At 76.5% G+C, this 20623-nt stretch carries 16 protein-coding genes and 1 pseudogene; 7 read left to right on the forward strand and 10 right to left on the reverse strand.

The window, feature by feature from the left end; genetic code table 11:
- From Cph01nite_RS17360 to Cph01nite_RS17375, 4 genes and pseudogenes are all read right to left on the reverse strand, one after another.
- Positions 1–198: pseudogene (locus Cph01nite_RS17360) on the reverse strand (endo-1,4-beta-xylanase); the annotation flags it as partial.
- 251 nt (positions 199–449) lie between these two features.
- Positions 450–1613: an Mrp/NBP35 family ATP-binding protein gene (locus Cph01nite_RS17365; protein WP_203676006.1), complete on the reverse strand. Its 1164-nt coding sequence runs from the start codon at positions 1611–1613 to the stop codon at positions 450–452.
- A gap of 100 nt (positions 1614–1713) precedes the next feature.
- Entirely contained in the window at positions 1714–2235 is a 522-nt protein-coding gene (locus Cph01nite_RS17370) for a DUF1003 domain-containing protein (protein ID WP_203676008.1), read from the reverse strand.
- Positions 2228–3538, reverse strand: coding sequence for a magnesium transporter MgtE N-terminal domain-containing protein (locus tag Cph01nite_RS17375; RefSeq protein ID WP_203676010.1), 1311 nt, complete (start codon positions 3536–3538; stop codon positions 2228–2230). The genes Cph01nite_RS17370 and Cph01nite_RS17375 overlap by 8 nt, the downstream gene beginning before the upstream one ends.
- A 120-nt stretch (positions 3539–3658) precedes the next feature.
- Here Cph01nite_RS17375 and Cph01nite_RS17380 point away from each other — a divergent pair, with 120 nt between their 5' ends.
- On the forward strand, positions 3659–4201 hold the full coding sequence (locus Cph01nite_RS17380) for a YflT domain-containing protein (protein WP_203676012.1): 543 nt from the start codon (positions 3659–3661) through the stop codon (positions 4199–4201).
- 4 nt (positions 4202–4205) lie between these two features.
- Here Cph01nite_RS17380 and Cph01nite_RS17385 read toward each other — a convergent pair whose 3' ends face one another.
- Positions 4206–5771: an aminopeptidase P family protein gene (locus tag Cph01nite_RS17385; protein WP_203676014.1), complete on the reverse strand. Its 1566-nt coding sequence runs from the start codon at positions 5769–5771 to the stop codon at positions 4206–4208.
- A gap of 67 nt (positions 5772–5838) precedes the next feature.
- On the opposite strand from Cph01nite_RS17385, the gene Cph01nite_RS17390 reads away from it, so the two are divergent.
- Both Cph01nite_RS17390 and Cph01nite_RS17395 read left to right on the forward strand, forming a co-directional pair.
- Positions 5839–6681, forward strand: coding sequence for a PHP domain-containing protein (locus Cph01nite_RS17390; RefSeq protein WP_203676016.1), 843 nt, complete (start codon positions 5839–5841; stop codon positions 6679–6681).
- Positions 6678–7298: a MarC family protein gene (locus tag Cph01nite_RS17395; RefSeq protein ID WP_203676018.1), complete on the forward strand. Its 621-nt coding sequence runs from the start codon at positions 6678–6680 to the stop codon at positions 7296–7298. Before Cph01nite_RS17390 ends, Cph01nite_RS17395 begins: the two co-directional genes overlap by 4 nt.
- A gap of 63 nt (positions 7299–7361) precedes the next feature.
- Here the strand turns inward: Cph01nite_RS17395 and Cph01nite_RS17400 are convergent, their stop codons facing one another.
- Positions 7362–9173 carry a DEAD/DEAH box helicase gene (locus Cph01nite_RS17400; RefSeq protein ID WP_203676020.1) on the reverse strand — a complete coding sequence of 604 codons (1812 nt, stop codon included), beginning with the start codon at positions 9171–9173 and terminating at the stop codon, positions 7362–7364.
- 357 nt (positions 9174–9530) lie between these two features.
- Between Cph01nite_RS17400 and Cph01nite_RS17405 the strand changes: the two genes are divergently transcribed.
- Positions 9531–10322: a ferritin-like fold-containing protein gene (locus Cph01nite_RS17405; protein WP_203676022.1), complete on the forward strand. Its 792-nt coding sequence runs from the start codon at positions 9531–9533 to the stop codon at positions 10320–10322.
- 75 nt (positions 10323–10397) lie between these two features.
- Here the strand turns inward: Cph01nite_RS17405 and Cph01nite_RS17410 are convergent, their stop codons facing one another.
- Entirely contained in the window at positions 10398–10625 is a 228-nt protein-coding gene (locus Cph01nite_RS17410) for a DUF3107 domain-containing protein (protein ID WP_203676024.1), read from the reverse strand.
- 57 nt (positions 10626–10682) lie between these two features.
- On the reverse strand, positions 10683–11351 hold the full coding sequence (locus Cph01nite_RS17415; protein ID WP_203676025.1) for a TetR/AcrR family transcriptional regulator: 669 nt from the start codon (positions 11349–11351) through the stop codon (positions 10683–10685).
- Positions 11352–11470: 119 nt separating this feature from the next.
- Between Cph01nite_RS17415 and Cph01nite_RS17420 the strand changes: the two genes are divergently transcribed.
- Both Cph01nite_RS17420 and Cph01nite_RS17425 read left to right on the forward strand, forming a co-directional pair.
- Positions 11471–14698 carry an ATP-dependent helicase gene (locus tag Cph01nite_RS17420; protein ID WP_239069342.1) on the forward strand — a complete coding sequence of 1076 codons (3228 nt, stop codon included), beginning with the start codon at positions 11471–11473 and terminating at the stop codon, positions 14696–14698.
- A complete protein-coding gene (locus tag Cph01nite_RS17425) occupies positions 14695–18135 on the forward strand; it encodes an ATP-dependent helicase (protein WP_203676026.1) in 3441 nt (1146 codons plus the stop codon). The genes Cph01nite_RS17420 and Cph01nite_RS17425 overlap by 4 nt, the downstream gene beginning before the upstream one ends.
- Positions 18136–18204: 69 nt before the next feature.
- Here the strand turns inward: Cph01nite_RS17425 and Cph01nite_RS17430 are convergent, their stop codons facing one another.
- Complete coding sequence (locus tag Cph01nite_RS17430; protein WP_203676027.1) at positions 18205–19140, reverse strand: phosphotransferase; 936 nt, start codon at positions 19138–19140, stop codon at positions 18205–18207.
- Positions 19141–19275: 135 nt separating this feature from the next.
- On the opposite strand from Cph01nite_RS17430, the gene nudC reads away from it, so the two are divergent.
- Entirely contained in the window at positions 19276–20295 is a 1020-nt protein-coding gene (gene nudC, locus Cph01nite_RS17435) for an NAD(+) diphosphatase (RefSeq protein ID WP_239069343.1), read from the forward strand.
- A 12-nt stretch (positions 20296–20307) separates the two neighbouring features.
- Here nudC and Cph01nite_RS17440 read toward each other — a convergent pair whose 3' ends face one another.
- A complete protein-coding gene (locus tag Cph01nite_RS17440) occupies positions 20308–20568 on the reverse strand; it encodes a mycoredoxin (RefSeq protein ID WP_203676029.1) in 261 nt (86 codons plus the stop codon).
- Positions 20569–20623 lie beyond the last annotated feature (55 nt).

The following is a 20623-nucleotide window of genomic DNA, read 5'->3' on the forward strand; positions in this document are numbered from 1 at the left end:
CGTGGACGAGTTGTTCAGGTAGTGCGCCGCCATCGCGGTACCGAAGTACCGGTTGGTCTCGGCAGCAGCTGCCTGCAACGTGCTGCCCGCGGCCGTGGCAGGGGCGGCCAGCGGAACAGCCATGCCCACGGCCAGTGCGGCCGTGGCGACGGCGCTGACGACGCTGGCGCGACGGCGCCGGTGACGTGTGATCGTCATCGATCCTCCTCAGGGATGGTTCGCCGGTGAAGCCGGCACGACACCGTCGCGTCCCGGGAGGTTTAACGTCAATGCGAGACGCCGCTTTCGCGCTGTTTCGATGGACTCGTAATCGTTTAGGTGGATCGAGACGGCATCGAGGGACGTCAGTGTATCGATAAACCTACGTGGTAAAGTGATCTGCGTCACACTTAGACGGAGGCTGAGGGGTCCCTCGGTCCTCGGGGGCTTCCGATATTTTCGGGGCCGCGTCAGCGAGCGACGGGGGACAGGTCGAGCGATCGACCCGCCAGGTTGCGCGGCCGGGACGCGAGCGTGCGCGCCACCTCGCGCAGGGCGGCGGCCCCCGGCGAGTCCGGGGCGGACAGCACCACGGGTGTCCCGCCGTCCCCGGCCTCCCGCAGCTGCACGTCGAGCGGGACCTGGCCCAGCAGGGGCACGTCGGCGCCCGTCAGGCGCGTGAGGTTCTCCGCGACGCGTCGACCGCCCCCGGACCCGAACAGCTCCAGCCGCGAGCCGTCGGGCTGCTCCAGCCAGGACATGTTCTCCACCACGCCGACGACCCGCTGGCGCGTCTGCGCGGCGACCGCGCCCGCCCGTTCCGCCACCTCCGCGGCCGCGACCTGCGGGGTCGTGACGACGACGATCTCGGAGCCGGGCAGCAGCTGCGCCACGGAGATCGCGATGTCACCCGTGCCGGGGGGCAGGTCCAGCAGGAGCACGTCCAGGTCGCCCCAGAACACGTCGGCGAGGAACTGCTGCAGGGCCCGGTGCAGCATCGGCCCGCGCCACACCACGGGCTGCCCGGCCGGCACGAACATGCCGATGGACACGACCTTGACGTCGTGGGCCACCGGGGGCAGGAGCATGTCGTCGACCTTGGTCGGCGGTCGGTCCACGCCGAGCATGCGGGGGATCGAGAACCCGTAGATGTCGGCGTCGACCACGCCCACCCGCAGGCCGTCCGCGGCCATCGCGACCGCCAGGTTCGCCGTGACGGACGACTTGCCGACACCGCCCTTGCCGGACGCGACCGCGATCACCTTGGTCAGCGACCCCGGGAGGGCGAACGGGATCTGCGGCTCGGCGTCCGTGCCGCGCAGCATCGTGCGCAGCTCCGCGCGCTGCTCCGACGACATGACGCCGAGATCGACCCGGACCCCGCGGACGCCGTCGAGGGGCGCGACCGCCGCCGTGATGTCGCGCGTGAGCGTCTCCTTCATGGGGCAGCCCGGGGTCGTCAGGTCGAGGCCCACGACCACGAACGCCCCCCCGTCGCGCGGCTCCACGTCGACGGACCGCACCATCCCGAGATCCGTGATGGGGCGCCGGATCTCCGGGTCCTGCACGGCGGACAGGGCCGAGCGGACGGCCTCGAGGAGCGGGTCGTGGGCAGAGGGCTCGGCAGGGGGCACGTGTCCATCGTAGGCGCGCGCGACCCGCGCCCGGCCGAGCCGTCGGTCCCGGTCGCGGACGGCCCGTCGTGGCCGCGCACCGGGTCGTCCCGTCGCCCGGCTAGCGGGCGGTGGTGGGGCGCGGGGGCGGACCGTCCTCGTCGTCCGCCTGCTCGGCCTGCAGGTCCTCGAGCAGGTTGCGCAGCTCGGAGCGGACGAAGTCGCGGGTCGCGACCTCGGACAGCGCGATGCGCAGCGAGGCCATCTCCCGTGCGAGGAACTCGGTGTCCGCGAGGTTGCGCTCGGCGCGCTGCCTGTCCTGCTCGGCCGCGACCCGGTCCCGGTCCGCCTGCCGGCTCTGGGCGAGCAGGATCAGCGGGGCGGCGTACGACGCCTGCAGCGAGAGCATGAGCGTCAGCGCCGTGAACCCGTTGGTGGCCCGGTCGAACCGGAGCTCCGCCGGCCCCCAGGAGTTCCAGGCCAGCCACACGACGCAGAAGACCGTGAGCCAGACGATGAAGCGGGGGGTGCCGAGGAACCGCGCGATCGACTCCGACACCCGCCCCGACGCGTCGGCCTCCACCTGGACGCGCGGCAGCAGCGACCGGCTGCGCACGCGCGGCTGGTCCAGGCGCTCAGCCACGCGTCACCTCGCTGCGGGTCGGGACGGCCGGGGTCGGTCGCGTCGGGGGCCCGGCGTGCACGTCGTCGGTCTCGCGCCAGTCCTCCGGGAGCAGGTGGTCGAGCACGTCGTCCACGGACACCGCCCCGAGCAGGCGGCGCTGCTCGTCGACCACGGGCAGCGCGAGCAGGTTGTACGTCGCGAGCTGGCGGGTGACCGTCAGCAGCGGCGCGTCCACCGCGACCGGCTCGAGGTCGGTGTCGACGATCTGACCGATCGACTCGTGGGGCGGCTCCCGGAGCATCCGCTGCAGGTGCACGATGCCGATGTACCGGCCCGTCGGCGTCTCCAGCGGGGGCCGCGCGACGAAGACCACCGACGCGAGCGCCGGGTTGAGGTCCTGGCGGCGCACGTGCGCCAGCGCCGCCGCGATGGACGTCTCCGGACCCAGGATCACCGGCTCGGTCGTCATCAGGCCGCCGGCGGTGTTGTCCTCGTACGCCAGCAGGCGGCGCACGTCCTTGGCCTCCTCGGGCTCCATGAGCGCGAGGAGCTCGGCGGCCTGCTCGGCCGACAGCTCGCCCAGCAGGTCGGCGGCGTCGTCGGGCTGCATGGCCTCGAGCACGTCGGCCGCCCGACCCCGCTCCAGACCGCCGAGGATCTCGACCTGGTCGTCCTCCGGCAGCTCCTCGAGCACGTCGGCGAGCCGCTCGTCGTCGAGCGCCGAGGCGACCTCGAGGCGACGGGTGACGCCCATGTCGTGGAGCACGTCCGCCAGGTCCGCCGGCTTGAGGTCCTCGTACTGGGCCAGCAGCAGCTGGGCACCCTGCGCGGCGGTGGGGCGGCCCAGCCCGACCACGTCCTCGACCGCCATCAGCAGGGTCTCGCCACGGCGGCGCAGCAGGCCGCCGCGCTGGTCGGTGCGCCGCACGAAGACCTTCGTCACGAACCAGTCGCCGTTGCGCTGCAGCTCCATCGCGACGTCCTCGACGCGGGCCGCCCCCGAGCCGTCCGCGAGCTCGACGGTGCGGTCGAGCAGCTCGCCCATCACCAGCGTCTCCGACACGCGCTGCTCGAAGCGCCGCATGTTCACCAGGCCGGTCGAGATGACCTGGCCGGCGTCGACGGCCGTCACGCGCGTCAGCGGGAGGAACACCCGACGCCGCCCGGGGACCTCGACGACCAGGCCCACCGCGCGCGGTGCGCCCGTGAGCCGGACGAGCACGACGACGTCGCGCACCTTGCCGACCTCGTCGCCGATGGGGTCGAAGACGGCGGTGCCGGCGAGGCGCGCGACGAACACCCGGGTCCCCACGCTGCTCACGCCGGTCAGCCTAGACGCCGGACCGCCGCGGAGCCGGTGCGAACCGCGGGCCGGTCGGCGCACCGCGTGCGCCCAGGGCCCTCCCTGGCGGCGTCCAGGCACGTGCGGGAGAATCGGCGCATGTCGTTCACGCAGCCCGAGCGGATCCCGTCGACCCCGACGCTGCCCACCGGGGAGACCGTCGCGACCTACGGCACCTACCTGCAGGCGCAGAAGGCGGTCGAGCTGCTCGCCGAGCGTGAGTTCCCCGTGCGCGAGGTCACCATCGTCGGGACGGACCTGCGGATGGTCGAGCGCGTGCTGCGACGGCTGTCCTACCCGAGCGCTGCCCTGGGCGGGTTCCTGTCGGGTGCCTGGTTCGGGCTGTTCGTCGGCCTCATCCTCACCCTGTTCTCGTCCGGGGGTGCCGGCGTGATGCTGCCCGCCGTGCTGTTCGGCGGGGCCTTCGGCCTGCTGTTCTCCGTCATCGGGTACTCCCTGACGCGCGGCCGGCGCGACTTCGCGTCCTCCAGCCAGATCGTCGCCACGTCCTACTCGGTGCTGTGCCGGGCCGAGCACGCCCACCGGGCCCGCCAGCTGCTCGCGGAGACCGGCGGCGTGGTGTCCGGGTGGCCCGAGCCCGTCCGGCCCCCGACCCCGGACCCGCCGGCCCCGACGGGCTGAGTGCTCACCCCGCGCGCAGCGCCGCCATCCACGCCTCGACCGCGTCGGGCTCGCGCGGCAGGGCGGCCGACAGGTTCTCGTTGCCGTCGGCCGTCACCAGCACGTCGTCCTCGATCCGGACCCCGATGCCGCGGTACTCGGCCGGGACGAGCAGGTCGTCCGACTTGAAGTACAGGCCGGGCTCGATCGTGAACACCATGCCCGGCTGCAGGACGCCGTCCAGGTAGAGCTCGGCGCGGGCCTGCGCGCAGTCGTGGACGTCCAGACCGAGGTGGTGCGACGTGCCGTGGACCATCCAGCGCCGGTGGTGCTGGTTGTCCGGCTCGAGCGACTCCTCGGCGGGCACGGGCAGCAGCCCCCACTCCTCGAGCCGTGCGGCCAGCACCCGCATCGCCGCGTCGTGCACGTCCCGGAACCGCGCGCCCGGGACGGCGGCGGCGAACCCGGCGTCGGCCGCGTCGAGCACCGCCTGGTAGACGCGGCGCTGCACGTCGCTGAAGGTGCCGTCGACGGGCAGCGTGCGCGTGACGTCGGCCGTGTAGAGCGAGTCGAGCTCCACGCCCGCGTCGAGCAGGAGCAGCTCGCCGGGGCGCACCGGGCCGTCGTTGTCGGTCCAGTGCAGCGTCGTCGCGTGCTCCCCGGCCGCCGCGATCGTCGTGTAGCCGACGTCGTTGCCCTCCTCGCGGGCGTGCCCCAGGAACGTCCCCTCGACGACCCGCTCGCCGCGCCGGTGCGCCACCGCGCGGGGGAGCGCCTGCACGACCTTCTCGAACCCCGCGACCGTGGCGTCGACCGCCAGCCGCATCTGCTCGACCTCGTAGGCGTCCTTCAGCAGCCGGAGCTCGGACAGGGCCTCCGCGAGCCGCGCGTCGGCCTCGCCGGACTCCTCCTCGCCGCGGATCTGCGCGACGACCTCCTCGACCGCCGCGTCCGCGCCCGGGACGACCAGCACCTGCACGCCGCCCTCCCCGACGTCCTTCGCCAGCGCGTCCCGCAGGTCGGCCACGTGCGCCGTCGTGATCCCGGTGGTCGTGGCGACGTCGTCGAGCGTGGGGCGCGCCCCGACCCAGAACTCGCCGTAGCGGGTGTCGGAGAAGAACTCCGGGGTGTCGCGACCCGCGAGCGGGTTCATGTACAGCACCGCCCGGTGGGCGCTGCCGTCGTCACCCGTGCCGTCCGCGACGGGGTGGAGCACCAGGACCGCGTCCGGCTCCTGCTCGGTGCCCAGGCCCGTGAGGTGCGCGAACGCGGCGTGCGGCCGGAACCGGAAGTCGGTGTCGTTCGAGCGGACCTTGAACGCGCCGGCCGGCACCACGAGCCGGGCGCCGGGGAACTGCCCGGACAGCGCGCTGCGCCGTGCCGCGGTCCGGTCCGCCACGGGCGCCCGGACGGCCGTCGACGCGGGACGCCCGCCCCAGCCCGACGTCACGAACTCCACGAAGCGCCGCGACTGGGGGCGGTGCGACCGGGTCGCGCCACGCTCCTCGAGCGGCACCTCCCCGCCGTCGGGGGCGACGGCAGGCGTCGCGGTCTCGGGGGTGAGGTTCTCGGGGCGCTCGTCGGTGCTCACCACCCCAGTCTGGCACCGCGGGCCCGCCGTGCGGGGGCGCCCGGTCCGGAGCGGCTAGCGTGAGCGCGTGCGCATCGACCTCCACACGCACTCGAGCGCGTCGGACGGCACCCAGGCACCCGCCGAGCTCGTCGCCGCGGCACGGGCTGCCGACCTCGACGTCGTCGCGCTCACGGACCACGACACGACGGCCGGCTGGGACGAGGCGGCGGTGGCGGCCCGCACCGTCGGCATCTCCCTGGTGCGCGGCACCGAGGTCTCGGCCCGCGCGCGCGGCGTCAGCGTCCACCTGCTCAGCTACCTGCAGGACCCCGACCACCCCGCGCTGGCCGACGAGCTGGCGCGCGCCCGGGACTCGCGCGTGCACCGTGCGCGGCACATCGTGGAGCGTCTCGCACGCGACGTGCCGATCACCTGGCAGGACGTGCTCGACCAGGCCCGGGACGCCGTCGCCGTCGGGCGCCCGCACATCGCCGACGCGCTCGTCGCGCGCGGCGTCGTCCCCGACCGCGACGCGGCCTTCGCCCACCTGCTCGCGTCCGGCGGGCCGTACCACGTCGACCACTACGCCCCCGGGGCGCCGGCCGCGGTGGCCGCGATCCGTGCGTCCGGCGGCGTCCCGGTGTTCGCGCACCCGGCCGCCGACGCGCGCGGGCGGATCGTGCCGGACCGCGTGTTCGACGAGCTCGCCGAGGCCGGGCTCGCCGGCGTCGAGGTGTTCCACCGGGACCACGGCCCCGAGCAGCGCGAGCGGCTCCTGGCCCTCGCCGACCGGCTCGGGCTGCTGGTCACCGGCTCCAGCGACTACCACGGGTCCGGCAAGCTCAACCGGCTGGGGGAGAATCTGACCGACCCGCAGGTGCTGGACGAGATCGTGCGGCAGGGGACGACGGAGGTGGTGACCGCGTGAGCAGCGTGCTCGACGTGCAGCTGTTCATCTCGGTGTTCGTGACGCTGTTCGTCATCATGGACCCCCCGGGCACCGTGCCGATCTTCCTGGCGCTCACGGGGTCGATGACGCGCCAGCAGCGCGCGCGGGCGGCCCGCCAGGCGATCCTGGTCGCGTTCGGCGTGATCGTCGGCTTCGCGCTGTTCGGCCAGTCGCTGCTCAACTACCTGCACGTGTCGGTGCAGGCGCTGCAGGGCGCGGGCGGGTTGCTGCTGCTGCTCGTCGCCATGGAGCTGCTCACCGGCAAGATGGACACCAACGAGGGCTACGAGGGCACCCAGGGCAACGTCGCGCTCGTGCCGCTCGGCACGCCGCTGCTCGCCGGGCCCGGTGCGATCGTCGCGACCATGGTGTTCGTCCAGCAGTCCTCCGCGCCGTCGGACTGGGTCGCGCTCGCGCTGGGTGTCGTGCTGGTGCACCTGTGCCTGTGGCTGTCCATGCGCTTCGCGGGGGCGATCCACCGCGTGCTCAAGGACTCCGGCACCATGCTCGTCAGCCGCATCGCCGGTCTGCTGCTCGCCGCGATCGCCGTCCAGCTGCTGGCCGAGGCCGTGCTCACCTTCGCGCGCGAGATCTGACCGGCAGCCGGACGGCCCCCTCACCCGGGGGTGAGAGGGCCGTCCGGACGGGCGTGCGGGGGGTCAGGCCTCCGACGTCGCGGTCGCACCGGAGTCGGACGCGGCACCCGGGGCACCGCCGCGCGAGCGGCGACGCCGCCGGCGACGAGGTGCGCCGGCGGACTCGCCGGCCCCGGACGTGTCCTGCTCGCCGCCGGACGCGGGAGCGGCCGACGGCTGCTCGGCGCGCGCCGCCGGGGGCGCGCCGTCGCCGCCCGAGCGGCCCCGTCCGCCACGACGACGGCGACGGCCCTCGCCGTCACCGGTCTCGCCCGTGCCGCCGGCCGCCGGAGCCCCGTCACGGGCGCCGGCGTCGCGCGTGCCGCTGCGGCCACCGTCACGGCCTGCCTCACGCCGCCCCGCCGGGCGCTCGTCCGAGCGCGCGGGGCGGGCACCGCCGCCGCGCTTGCCGGTCTCGCCCAGGTCCTCCAGGACCTCGGCGCCCAGGCCGGCCCGGGTCTGCTGCGACTTCGGCAGCCGGCCCTTGGTGCCCTCGGGGACGTCGAGGTCGCTGTAGACGTGCGCGGAGGACGAGTACGTCTCGACGGGGGCGGGGATGCCCAGGCCCAGCGCCTTGTCGATGAGGCCCCAGCGCGGCAGGTCGTCCCAGTCGACGAACGTCACCGCGGTGCCGGTGTTGCCCGCACGGCCCGTGCGACCGGTGCGGTGCAGGTACGTCTTCTCGTCCTCGGGGCACTGGTAGTTGATGACGTGCGTGACGTCCTCGACGTCGATCCCGCGGGCGGCGACGTCCGTGGCGACGAGCACGTCGACCTTGCCGTGCCGGAAGGCGCGCAGGGCCTGCTCGCGGGCACCCTGGCCCAGGTCGCCGTGGATGGCGCCGGCGGCGAAGCCGCGGTCGACGAGCTCGTCCGCGACCTTGGCGGCCGTGCGCTTGGTGCGCGCGAAGACGATGGTCAGGCCGCGGCCGCGGGCCTGCAGGATCCGGGCCAGCAGCTCGACCTTGTCCAGGGCGTGCGCGCGGTACGCGACCTGCTTGATGTTCTTGACCGTCTGGCCCTCGTCGTCCGGGGCCGAGGCGCGGATGTGGGTGGGCTGCGACATGTAGCGGCGCGCCATGGCGACGACCGCGCCCGGCATGGTCGCCGAGAACAGCATCGTGTGGCGGTTGGCGGGCGTCGCGGCGAGCAGCTTCTCGACGTCGGGCAGGAACCCGAGGTCCAGCATCTCGTCGGCCTCGTCGAGCACGACCTCGGTCGCGTGCTTGAGGCGCAGGTGACGCTGGTTGAGCAGGTCGATCATGCGGCCGGGCGTGCCCACGACGACGTCCGCGCCGCGGTTCAGCGCCTCGACCTGCGGCTCGTACGCGCGCCCGCCGTAGACCTGGACGATGCGGACCTTGCGGCCCGTCGACGCCATCGCGAGGTCGCCGGCGACCTGCACCGCGAGCTCACGCGTCGGGACGACGACGAGGGCCTGCGGGTCGCCCGGGGCCGCGAGCTGCTCGTAGCCGTCCTCACCGGGCGCGATGACGCGGTGCAGCAGGGGGACGCCGAAGCCGAGGGTCTTGCCGGTGCCGGTCTTCGCCTGGCCGATGATGTCGTGGCCCGACAGCGCCACGGGCAGGGTCATCGCCTGGATGGGGAACGGCTGCGTGATCCCGGCGGCGGCGAGCGCAGCCACGATCTCGGGGCGGACGTCGAAGTCCGCGAAGGACGCGTCGACCGCCTGCACGGACGCGGCGCGGCGCGAGCCGGTGGGCGACTCGGTCGGGACGGCGTCGGCGGCGGTGCGGATCTCGGTGGTGTCGGGGGCGGGGGTGTCGACGGCGGCGGCGGTGCGCGGCTCCTGGTCGACGGTCTGGTCCGTGGTCACGTGCGGCTCTTCACTGCCAGGGTGGCGGCTCACGGTGCGGGCCGGGGGCCGGCGGCGCGCGGCGCGCGCTCGTCCGCCCCGGGCGACAGCGGGCTGCGCCACGCGGTTTGGCCGGCAGCCGATCGTAGAAGTCGCCCCGCGCGGCGCACCCTGCCGTCGCGTCCGCGGGCGTCGAGCCCAGCGGACGGCGGCCGGTGCGCGTCGAGCGGGGAGGGTCGCGACGCAGAGCCGGACCGGGAAACCGAGACGAACGGGCAACCGATGTACGGGTTGTACGCGGGCAGTCTATCGGACGCACGTCCCGCAGCCCCGAGGAGCGGCCGTGGTCGGCGCGCCTCCCGGCGCTACGATCGGCGGATGACCACCAGCGCCGGCCACGCCCGTCCCCTGCGCCCCGAGCACGGGGGTGTCGACGAGAGGTCCGTGAACCGCGCCGGCAAGGACGCCGAGGCCGTGCGCGCCGCCGAGGTCGCCGACGCGGTCGAGGTGCTGGGGCTCGTCGCCGGGCTGGAGCACCAGGCGTTCGCACGCCTCGCCGAGGACAGCCGGCTGGCGCCCGGTCTCGAGCAGGCGCTGGCGCTGAGCAGGCTGGCCGCGCGCTGCACCGAGCGTCGCGACCGCGTGCTCGCGCGCATCGAGGAGCTCGGTGGCGACCCGACCGCTGCGCTCGGCCGGTTCGGCGGTGTGCTGGCGGACTTCGACGCCCGGACGCCGTCGAGCACGTGGGCGGAACGGCTCCTCAAGGCCTACGTCGGCTACGGCGTGGCGGACGACTTCTGCCGTGTCGTGGCGCGCGGGCTCGACGAGGAGTCCGCCCGGCTGGTCGCCGAGGTGCTCGACGACGCGCCGCGCTCCGAGCTCGCGGTGCGCGAGCTGGACGCGGCCTGCGCGGACGACGCGGTGCTGTCGTCCAGGCTCGCGCTGTGGGGCCGCCGGCTGGTCGGGGAGGCGCTCGGCGTGGTCCAGCGCGTCGCGCAGAGCCCCGAGGTCGCTCGGGTGCTCGACCGGGCCGGCAGCCCGGAGGGCACGGCGGGGGAGAGCGCCGGCGAGGTGCCGGGCAGCCGTGTCGCCCAGACCCCCACCACGGTGTTCAACGAGCTCACGGCCGAGCACACCCGCCGCATGTCACGCCTGCACCTGACGGCCTGACGTCGCGACGGCGCCCCGGGGGATCACCGCGCGGCTGTCCGGCACCCGGGTGCGACCCGGGTGCCGGACGGCACGTCACACCGAGCCGAAGCCCACGCGGCCCTTGGTCTCGGCACCGATCTCGACGAAGCCGAGCACGGCGCTCGGCACGACGACGCGACGTCCTCGGACGTCCGTCAGCTCGAGCGTCGTCGCCTCGCCGGCGAGCGCGGCCTGCACGGCCGCGGTGATCTCGTCCGCCGTCTGGTCGGACTCGAGCGTCAGCTCGCGCGACAGGTGCTGCACGCCGATCGTGATCTCCACGGGCACTCCTCCTGGGACGGGACCCGGCGCGGGGCGCCGGGCGGGTCGTCCTCGATCCTAGGCGTCCGGGTACGGGTAGTCGGGACGCACGAGCCCGGCGAGGCCCCGCCACTGCAGGTCGGACACCAGCTCGACCACCCGCTCGACGCCCTGCCCGTCGCCGTGGCGCAGCCAGTAGGTCGCGGCGCCCTGCGCCGTGGCGACGAGCGCCGCGGCCAGCACGTCCGCGTCGGCGCGGTCGCGGCCGGTGACGGCGACGAGCACCTCCGCGATGCGCCGGGTCGCCTCCGCGGCCGCGTGCTCGACGCGCCCGCGCACCTGCGAGTCGTGCGTCACGTCGGACTCGAACAGCAGCGTCGAGGACTCCCCGGCCACCTGCACGAACGCGAGGTACGCCTCGACGACCGCGGCGACGACGGCGCGGCCCTCGCCGCGCGCGACCGGACCGGCCTCGATCGGGGCGACCGCACGCTCGACGGCCGCGAGCAGGCTCGCGCCCTGCTCGTCGACGACCGCCAGGTACAGGTCGAGCTTCGAGGGGAAGTGGCGGTACAGGACGGGCTTGCTGACGGCCGCGCGCTCGGCGATGTCGTCCATCGAGACGTGGTGGAAGCCCTCGGTGGCGAACAGGTCGAGCGCGATGGCCAGGAGCTGCGACCTGCGCTCGGCCCGCGCCATCCGGGGCCCGCGCGCGCGGGTCCCGGGTGCGTCCTGGGCGTCGGTCATCCGCAGATCGTAGCGACGGTGTGTTGCGGGCAGGGGTCGCGTCCGGGGCTGCCGCGGCTGCGGCCCGTGACGGCGCGCTGGGCGTGGCGATGTCGGTGGGGCGTGGTGTGATCGGGCCCGTGACGACGGCACCGACGACCCGGCTCGTGGCGGCTCCCCTGGTCGAGCGGGCGGCGCTCGGCGACGCGGCGCGACCCGTGCTCGACCCGCAGCAGCGCGAGGTCGTCGACCGGGTCGCGGCCGGTGCCGACCGGGCGCTGCTCGTGACGGGCGCGCCGGGGACCGGCCGGACGACGGTCGCCCTCGAGGCCGCGGCGGCCGCCGTGTCCGCGGGCCTGGCGCCGGACGATGTGCTGGTCCTGGCGGCCAGCCGCCGCCAGGCGGCCGACCTGCGCGACCGCCTGGCGGTGCGCCTGGGACGGACCGCCGGCCGTCCGCTGGTCCAGACGCCCGCCGCCGTCGCGTTCGCGGTGCTGCGGGCCCGCGCGGGTGCCCTGGGCGAGCCGACACCCGTGCTGGTCTCCGGCCCCGAGCAGGACCTCGTCCTCGCCGAGCTGCTCGCCGGGCACGCCACGGGCGAGGTCCCGGCGCCCGCGTGGCCGCCGGGCGTCCCCCCAGCGGCGCTGGGCACCCGCGCGTTCCGCGACGAGCTGCGCGACCTGCTGATGCGCGCGGCCGAGCGCGGTCTGGCACCCGCCGACCTCGCCGCCCTCGGCCGGCGCGAGCAGCGACCCGCCTGGGTGGCGGCGGCGCGCGTCTACGAGGAGTACCTCGACGTCATGGCGCTCGCTGCCGGGACGCCCGACGCGGGCGAGCGGCTCGATCCCGCGGTCGTCGTGGACGCCGCGGTCGCCGCGCTGCGCGGCTGGGACGACGATGTCCCGGGCGTCCCGTGCCCGCGTCGCCGGCTGGTCGTCGTGGACGACCACCAGGAGAGCACGGCGGCCACCGCGCGGCTGCTGCGCGCGTTCGCCGACGGCGGCGCCCGCCTGCTGCTGCTCGGCGACCCCGACGTGGCGGTGCAGACGTTCCGCGGTGCGCAGCCGTCGCTCGTCGCCCGCGCCGCGGCGGACGGCCCGGGCGGGGCGGGGGCCGAGCAGGTCGTGCTGCGCACCGTCTGGCGGCAGAGCGGGCCGCTGCGAGCGGTCACCGAGCGGATCACCGCGCGCGTGCCGGCGTCCGGGACGGTCGCGCACCGCCGCGCCGCCGTGCCGCAGGACCGCGCGCAGGGTCCCGCACCCCGGGTGGCGGTGCTCCCGAGCGCGGCGCAGGAGGCGGCGTGGGTGGCGCACCGCCTGCGACGTGCCCACCTGCAGGGCGGCGTCCCGTGGGACGACATGGCCGTGCTCGCGCGCTCGGGTGGTCGGGTCACCGCGGTGCGGCGGGCGCTGGCGCAGGCCGGAGTGCCGGTGCGGGTCGTCGGCAGCGACGTCGCGCTGCGCGACGAGCCCGCCGTGCGGCCGCTGCTCGACGCGGTCCGCGTCGCGCTGGCGCCGCAGGAGCTGGACGCGGAGGTCGCGGCCCGCCTGGCGTGCTCTCCGCTCGGGGGCCTGGACGCGGTCGGGCTGCGGCGCGTGCGCCGGGCGCTGCGCGCCGAGGAGCTCGCCGGCGGTGGTGGGCGCTCGAGCGACGTGCTGCTCGTCGAGGCGCTGTCCGCGCCCGGTCGTGCCGCGACGCTCGAGCCGCACGTCGGGCGCCCGGTGCAGCGGCTGGCGCTGCTGCTGCAGGCCGGCAGGGACGCGGCGGCGGCCCCGGGTGCCGACGTCCAGGCCGTCCTGTGGGCCGTGTGGGACCGCGCCGGGCTCGCCGACCCGTGGCGTCGCGCCGCGCTGGCCGGCGGGTCGGGCGGTGAGCGCGCCGACCGCGACCTCGACGCCGTGCTCGCGCTGTTCCGTGCGGCTGAGACGTTCGTCGAGCGCAACCCGCAGGCCACGCCCCGGGCCTTCGTCGACTGGGTGACGTCGCAGGACCTGCCCGCCGACTCCCTGGCGCCCGCGTCGCGTGCGGCCGGGGTGAGCGTGCTCACGCCGGCGGGTGCCGCCGGCGGCTCGTGGGAGGTCGTCGCGGTCGTCGGTGTCCAGGAGGGCGTGTGGCCGGACCTGCGGCTGCGGGACTCGCTGCTGGGGGCGCAGACGCTGGTCGACCTGCTGGCCGACCGCGGGACCACGGGCGGGTCGGGCGAGGAGAGCGCCCGGGCGGCGCGCGCCGCGGTGCTCGCCGACGAGCTGCGCACGTTCGCGCTGGCGTGCTCCCGCGCCCGCACCCACCTGCTGGTGACGGCCGTCGACGACCAGGACGCGTCGCCCTCGCCGTTCGTCGACCTCGTGCAGCCCGGCGCGGACGACGACGGCCCCGACCCGCGGCGCACGAGCGCGCCCGCGCCGCTCGACCTGCGCGGGCTCGTGGCCCGGCTGCGCGCGACGCTCGAGCGCTCGGCGGCCCAGGGGCAGCCGGACGCCGCGGCGGCGCGCACGCTGGCCCGGCTCGCCGTGCACGGCGTCCCCGGAGCGGACCCGGCGGCGTGGTTCGGGCTCGCGGAGCCGTCGAGCGACGCCCCGCTGTGGCAGGCGGACGCCAAGGTCCCGATCTCCCCGTCGCGCCTGGAGACGGCGCAGCGGTGCGCGCTGCGCTGGGCGCTCGAGGCGGCCGGCGGCACCCCGGCGTCCTCCGCGCAGCAGTCCCTCGGCACGCTCGTGCACGCGATCGCCCAGGAGCACCCCACGGCCGACCTGCCGACGCTGCGCTCCGAGCTCGACCGGCGCTGGCACGAGCTCGGGCTGGGGGAGGGCTGGCCCTCGGTCGCCGCACGGCGCAAGGCCGACGCGATGGTCGCCCGGCTCGCGGCGTACCTGCGCGAGGCCGGCGAGCCGGTGCTGGTCGAGGCGCCGTTCACCCTCGAGACCGACCGTGCGGTCGTCCGCGGGTCGGTCGACCGCGTCGAGCGTGCCGTCACCGAGGGGGACGGGGGCGCGGAGCACGTCGAGGTGGTCGACCTCAAGACGGGGTCGCGCACGCCGACGCTGGCGCAGGCGGCCGAGCACGCGCAGCTCGGTGCCTACCAGCTGGCCGTCGACGCGGGGGCGGTGCCGGGACTCGCGCCGGGGACGCGCAGCGTGGCGGCGCGCCTGGTCCACCTGGCGCAGGGGTCCGGCGGTCCCACCCAGCGACGGCAGGACGGGCTGCCCGCCGAGGACGCCGGTCCCAGCTGGGCCCGCGTCCTCGTCGACGACGTCGCCGACCGCATGGCGGCCTCGAGCTTCGAGGCCCGTGCCAACGACCTGTGCGACCGCTGCCCGGTGCGCCGCTCGTGCCCGCTGCGCGGCGAGGGCGGGCAGGTGGTCGCATGAGCACCGACCGCGCAGCTCGCACCACCGTCGCGCCCGGCGCCGACCGCGCACGCGGCGTCCCGGAGCTGTCCGCGGTCCGCATCGCCCGGCTCGTCGGGCAGCACCCGCCGACCGAGGAGCAACGGGCCGTCATCGAGGCGCCGCTGCAGCCGTCTCTCGTCGTCGCCGGTGCCGGGTCGGGCAAGACCGAGACGATGGCGGCCCGCGTGGTCTGGCTGGTCGCGAACGGGCTGGTGGCCCCCGAGCAGGTGCTCGGGCTGACGTTCACCCGCAAGGCCGCGGGCGAGCTGTCCGAGCGGGTGCGGCGCCGGCTGCGTGGTCTGGTGCGGGCGGCTGCGGCAGAGGGCGTCCCGCTGCCGAGCGGTGCGGACGTGGTCGACGAGCTCGCCCGCCCCCACGTCTCGACGTACCACGCGTACGCAGCCTCGCTCGTGACGGACCACGCGCTGCGCCTGGGCGTGGAGCCCGGTGCCCGGCTGCTCGGTGAGGCCGCCCAGTGGCAGCTCGCGTCGCAGGTCGTCGAGGCGTGGGCCGGTGACCTGGACACCTCGGCCGCCACGTCGACGGTCGTCGAGGCCGTGCTCGCCCTGTCCGGTGCCCTCGACGAGCACCTGCTGGACCCGGACGCCGCACGGCAGGGCATCGAGGCGCTGGTGGCGGACCTCGAGGCGACGCCGGCCGGGACGCCGCCGCGCGCGCCGTACGCCAAGGTCCGCGAGCTGGTCGCCTCGCTCGGGGAACGTGCCCGCGTCCTCGACCTCGTCGCGGACTACCGGGCGCGCAAGCGCGCCGCGGACAGCCTCGACTTCGGCGACCAGGTCGCGCTCGCCGCCCGCATCGCGCGCGACGTCCCCGACGTGGGCGCGGCGGAGCGCGACCGGTTCCGGGTGGTGCTCCTCGACGAGTACCAGGACACCTCCTACGCCCAGCTCGTCCTGCTGCAGGCGCTGTTCCGCGACGGGCACCCCGTGACGGCGGTCGGTGACCCGCACCAGTCGATCTACGGCTGGCGGGGCGCGAGCCCCGGGGGCCTGGCACGGTTCCCGGGGACGTTCCCGGTCGTGACGACGGACGCCGACGGTCGCGGGCACGACCGTCGCCCGGCGCCCGTCGTGCCCCTGTCGACGTCGTGGCGCAACGACGTCGCGGTCCTGGACGCGGCCAACGCGGTGGCGGCGCCCCTGCGCACCGGTGCCGCCCGCGTCGACGTCCCGCGGCTGGCGCCCCGCCCGGGGGCGGGCGACGGCACGGTCCAGGGCCTCGTGGCCCCGACGGTCGAGGACGAGGCGGCCGCCGTCGCGGACTGGGTCGCGCAGCGGTGGCGCCCCGGCACGCACCCGTCGGGCCGGCGCACGGCGGCGGTGCTGTGCCGCAAGCGCTCGCAGTTCGAGCCGTTGCGGCGGGCGCTGGCGGCCGCCGGGCTGCCCGTCGAGGTGGTCGGCCTCGGGGGTCTGCTGGCGACCCCCGAGGTCGTCGACCTGGTCGCCGTGCTGCAGGCCGCGCACGACCCCACGCGGGGGGACGCGGTCGTCCGCCTCCTGACCGGTGCACGCACGCGCCTGGGCGCCGCGGACCTGCACACCCTGGGTGACTGGGCGCGCCAGGGGGCGCGCCCGGCGGGCGGCCGCACCCCCGGCCGGCGGGGCGTCGAGGCCGACGTCGTCGACGAGCGCAGCCTCGTCGACGCCCTCGACGACCCGCCGCCGCCGGGGTGGTCCAGCCCGGCCGGCCGGACGCTGACCACCGAGGGGCGCCGCCGCCTCGCCGACCTGGCGGGAGTCCTGCGCGCGGTCCGGGCGCAGCAGGGTCTGTCGCTGCCCGAGCTGGTGGGGGAGGCGGAGCGTCTCTTCGGCCTGGACATCGAGGTGCAGTCGCGCGCCGACACGCCGCCCGGCCGCGCCCGTGCGCACCTCGACGCGTTCGCCGACGTGGCGGGGGAGTTCGCGCGCGGTGCCGACCGTCCGACCCTCGGCGCGTTCCTCGCGTGGCTCGAGGCGGCCGACGCCCGGGAGGACGGCCTCGAGCTGCCCGTCACCGAGCCCGACCCGGACGCCGTGCAGGTCACCACCGTGCACGCCGCGAAGGGTCTGGAGTGGGACGTGGTCGCGGTCGCCGGCCTCGTCGACGGGGGGCTGCCCGCCACGGCGATGCTCGGCAAGGACGGTCCCAAGGACTCCGGCTGGCTCACCGGCCTGGGCGTCCTGCCCTACCCGCTGCGCGGTGACGCCGACGACCTGCCGCGGCTGGAGTGCGGCGGCGCCGAGTCCCCCAAGGAGCTCGCCGAGCGCCTCGACAGGTTCCGCCTCGACGCCGGTGACCACGAGGTCGCCGAGGAGCGCCGGCTCGCGTACGTCGCGCTGACCCGGGCACGCACCGACCTGCTGCTGTCCGCCGCGTACTGGGGCGACGCGAAGGCGCCGCGACGGGTCTCCCCGTTCCTCACCGAGCTGGTGGACGCGGGGCTGGTCGAGGTGGTCGCCCGGGCGGACGAGCCGGCCGCGGGGACGCCCAACCCCCGGTCCGCGCTCGTGCCCACGGCGGTGTGGCCCGCGGACCCGTTCACGCGTGACGGGGCCACCGGGCGCCGCGACGCCGTGGCCGCAGCCGCCGACGCGGTGCGCGCCGCCGCGGCCCGGCCCGGGGCCACCGGGCGTCCGGACGGCGCGGGCGGGTCCGCCGGCTCGACCGGAGCGGGCGGCGAGGACTGGGACGCGCTGGCCGACAGGCTGCTGGCGGAGCAGTCGGCACGCCGCCGCGGCGACGCCCGTGTCGCGCTGCCCGCCCACCTGTCCGCGTCGTCGCTGGTGCGCCTCGACGCCCAGCCGGAGCAGTTCGCGCTCGGGCTGCGCCGGCCGGTGCCCCGCGAGCCGTCACCCCAGGCCCGCCGCGGCACCGCGTTCCACGCGTGGGTCGAGGCCTGGTACGGGCGTGCCACGCTCGTGGACGTCGACGAGCTCCCGGGTGCCGACGACGACGCGGTGCCCGGTGACCCGGACCAGGCCGAGCTGCGGGCCGCGTTCCTGCGCACCCCGTGGGCGCACCGCTCTCCCGTCGCGGTGGAGGTCGACGTCGAGACCACGATCGGCGGGTACGTGCTGCGGTCCCGCATCGACGCGGTGTTCCCCGACCCGGACCGCGCGACGGTGCCCGGCGCGGTGGTGGTCGTCGACTGGAAGACCGGCCGCCCACCCACGGACCCCGCGCAGCGGGCGTCCCGCGAGCTGCAGCTCGCCGTCTACCGCATCGCGTGGGCCCGCTGGGCGGGCGTCGACCCCGCGCTGGTCCGGGCGGCGTTCTGCTACGTCGGAGCCGGGGTCACGGTGGTGCCCGACGCGCTGCCGGGGGCCGACGAGGTCGCCGCCATGCTCGCGGCGGCGGCCCCGGCCGACGGACCGGCGGGCGCCGTCGCCGTGCCGCCCGTCGCGCGGACCTCCTGAACGGGGTCGTCTGAACGGGGTCGTCTGAACGGGGGTCGTGCCGGCGGCGTTCGCCGCGTCCGGCCGTCCTCAGTACGCGGCGGCGGCCTCGTCGACGAGCGTGTGCTCCTCGAGGTCCCGCAGCATCTGGACGGCGTCGTCGACGACGTCCTGACGCCGCGAGCGCACCCCGTGCAGCAGCCAGCGCGCCAGCGCGAGCTCGCCGGCCAGCAGGGCGCGGTCCGCCAGGTGCGGGTCCGTCAGCTCGGTGCGGCGCAGCAGGTACGCCTCGAGGATCGCGTCCACGGCGTCCTGCGGCGCGGCGACGAGCAGGCCCGAGAGGTCGTCGGCGGGGTCGGCGACCATGGTGGAGCCCCAGTCGAGCACCCCGGCGACGGTGCCGTCGACGACCAGCAGGTGGCTGCTCGACAGGTCGCCGTGCACCACCGTGGGGCGGAACCGCCACATCGCGACGTCCTCGAGCAGCTCCTCCCAGCGGCGCAGCAGCGACGTCGGGACCAGGCCCGTGCGGGCGGCCTCGTCGACCTCGGCCTGCCGGCGCTCGCGGTAGCCGGCTGCGTCGTACACCGGCAGGCCGGCGTTCTCGACGAGGGACGTCGGCAGCTCGTGGATCGCGGCGACGGCCCGCCCGACGGCGGCGGCGAGGCCGGGACCGGGCCGCAGCGTCTCGAGCTGCAGGGGGCGGCCGGGCACCTCGCGGTGCACGCTGGCACGCCCGCCCTCGGGCAGGTGCGCGAAGCCGGCCGGCCGGGGGACCGCGAAGGGCAGGCGACCGTCGTCGGTGAACGGCCCGAGCGCGTCGAGCAGGGCGACCTCCGCCTCGAGCGCCGCGCCCGCGGCCGCGTGCTGCGGGGCGCGCACGACCCAGCGCTGACGCATCGAGTCGACGACCACGGCCACGTCGAAGTCCGAGCCCGGGTGCACGGGACGCCGCACGTCGTACGCGTCGAGGCCGGGCACGGCGACGGTCGCGAGTGCGGCGAGTGCGAGCGGCGAACGGTTCACGACGGCCAGCGTAGGTCCCGTCGGGCCTGCTCCTGGACGCCACGCCCGGCGTGTTGGCGTCCGGTTCGTCCGCCGCTGCCCCTGCCCGCGCGACGCGAGCGGCCGCGCGGGCGGGTGCCGCGTAGCGTGACGCGCGTGACCCACGTCCTGACCGGCCTGCCCCTCGCCCGTTCGACCGTGCCGCGTGCGGCGCAGCTGCGCGAGTCGCCGGACGCGCTGGCCGACGCCCTCGCCGACCCCCGCACACGCGTCCTGGCGGTGCGGGACGGCGGTCTGCTGCTCGCCGCGGGCGGCGGCGTCCGGTGGCTGGGCCCGGACGCGGCGCGCGCCCTGCTCACCGTCGGCACCGCGGCGGACGCCGCGCGTCACCGCGACGCTCCCGGCGGTCCCGGCGCCGACGCCGACTCCGATTCCTGGCTCCTGCTGGGCGCTGAGGACGACGGCGCGCGCGTGCTGGCGCTGCGCCTGCCCGACGAGCACCCGCTGACCGCCGGCGGCGAGCCGGCCGACGTCGTGGTCCACCTGCCCGACGGGCCCGTCGGGCGCGACGGCTGGGGTGCGCTGCGCACGGTGGGAGCCGTGCTCGACGCGCACGACGCGGGGCTGGCCACCGCCGCGGTCGCCCTGGACGCGTGGCACGACCGGCACCCGCGGTGCCCGCGGTGCGGCGCGCCGACGCGCGTCGCGCAGGCGGGGTGGTCGCGCGTCTGCGACGCCGACGGCTCCGAGCACTACCCGCGCACGGACCCGGCGGTGATCATGGCGGTGGTCGACGAGGACGACCGCCTGCTGCTGGGCCACGCCGCGGCCTGGTCGCCCGGGCGCTGGTCGACGCTCGCCGGGTTCGTCGAGGCGGGCGAGTCCGCCGAGCAGGCGGTGCGCCGCGAGGTCCTCGAGGAGACGGGCGTGGTCGTCGGCGACGTGGAGTACGTCGGCAGCCAGCCGTGGCCGTTCCCCGCCTCGCTCATGCTCGGGTTCCGCGCCCGTGCGACGAGCACCCGCGTGCAGGTCGACGGCGTCGAGATGGCCGATGCGCGCTGGTTCACCCGCGACGACCTGACGGCCGCCGTCGCCGCGGGGGAGGTCCTGCTGCCCGGGGGTGCGTCGATCGCGCGCGCCCTGGTCGAGCAGTGGTGGGGCCGGGCGTCCGCCTGACGCCCGGCGGCCTCAGACGCCGAGGCGCTCGCGGACCTGGGCCAGGGAGGGGTTGGTGGCGGCCGAGCCGTCGGGGAACACGAGGGTCGGGACGGTCTGGTTGCCGCCGTTGAGGGACTCGACGAGCTGCGCCGCGTCGGGCTGCTGCTCGATGTCGACGACGTCGTAGGCGATGCCGGCCGAGTCCAGCTGCTTGCGCAGGCGGTGGCAGTACCCGCACCAGGTCGTGGAGTACATCGTCACGGTCCCCGGGGCGGGGGTGGGGGTCGTCATGGTGCCTCGCTCGTTCTCGCCGTCCGTCTCGTCCACAGATCCTCGCACGCGTGCG

The organism is Cellulomonas phragmiteti, assembly GCF_016862775.1.
In the GTDB taxonomy this organism is placed as follows: Bacteria; Actinomycetota; Actinomycetes; order Actinomycetales; family Cellulomonadaceae; genus Cellulomonas; species Cellulomonas phragmiteti.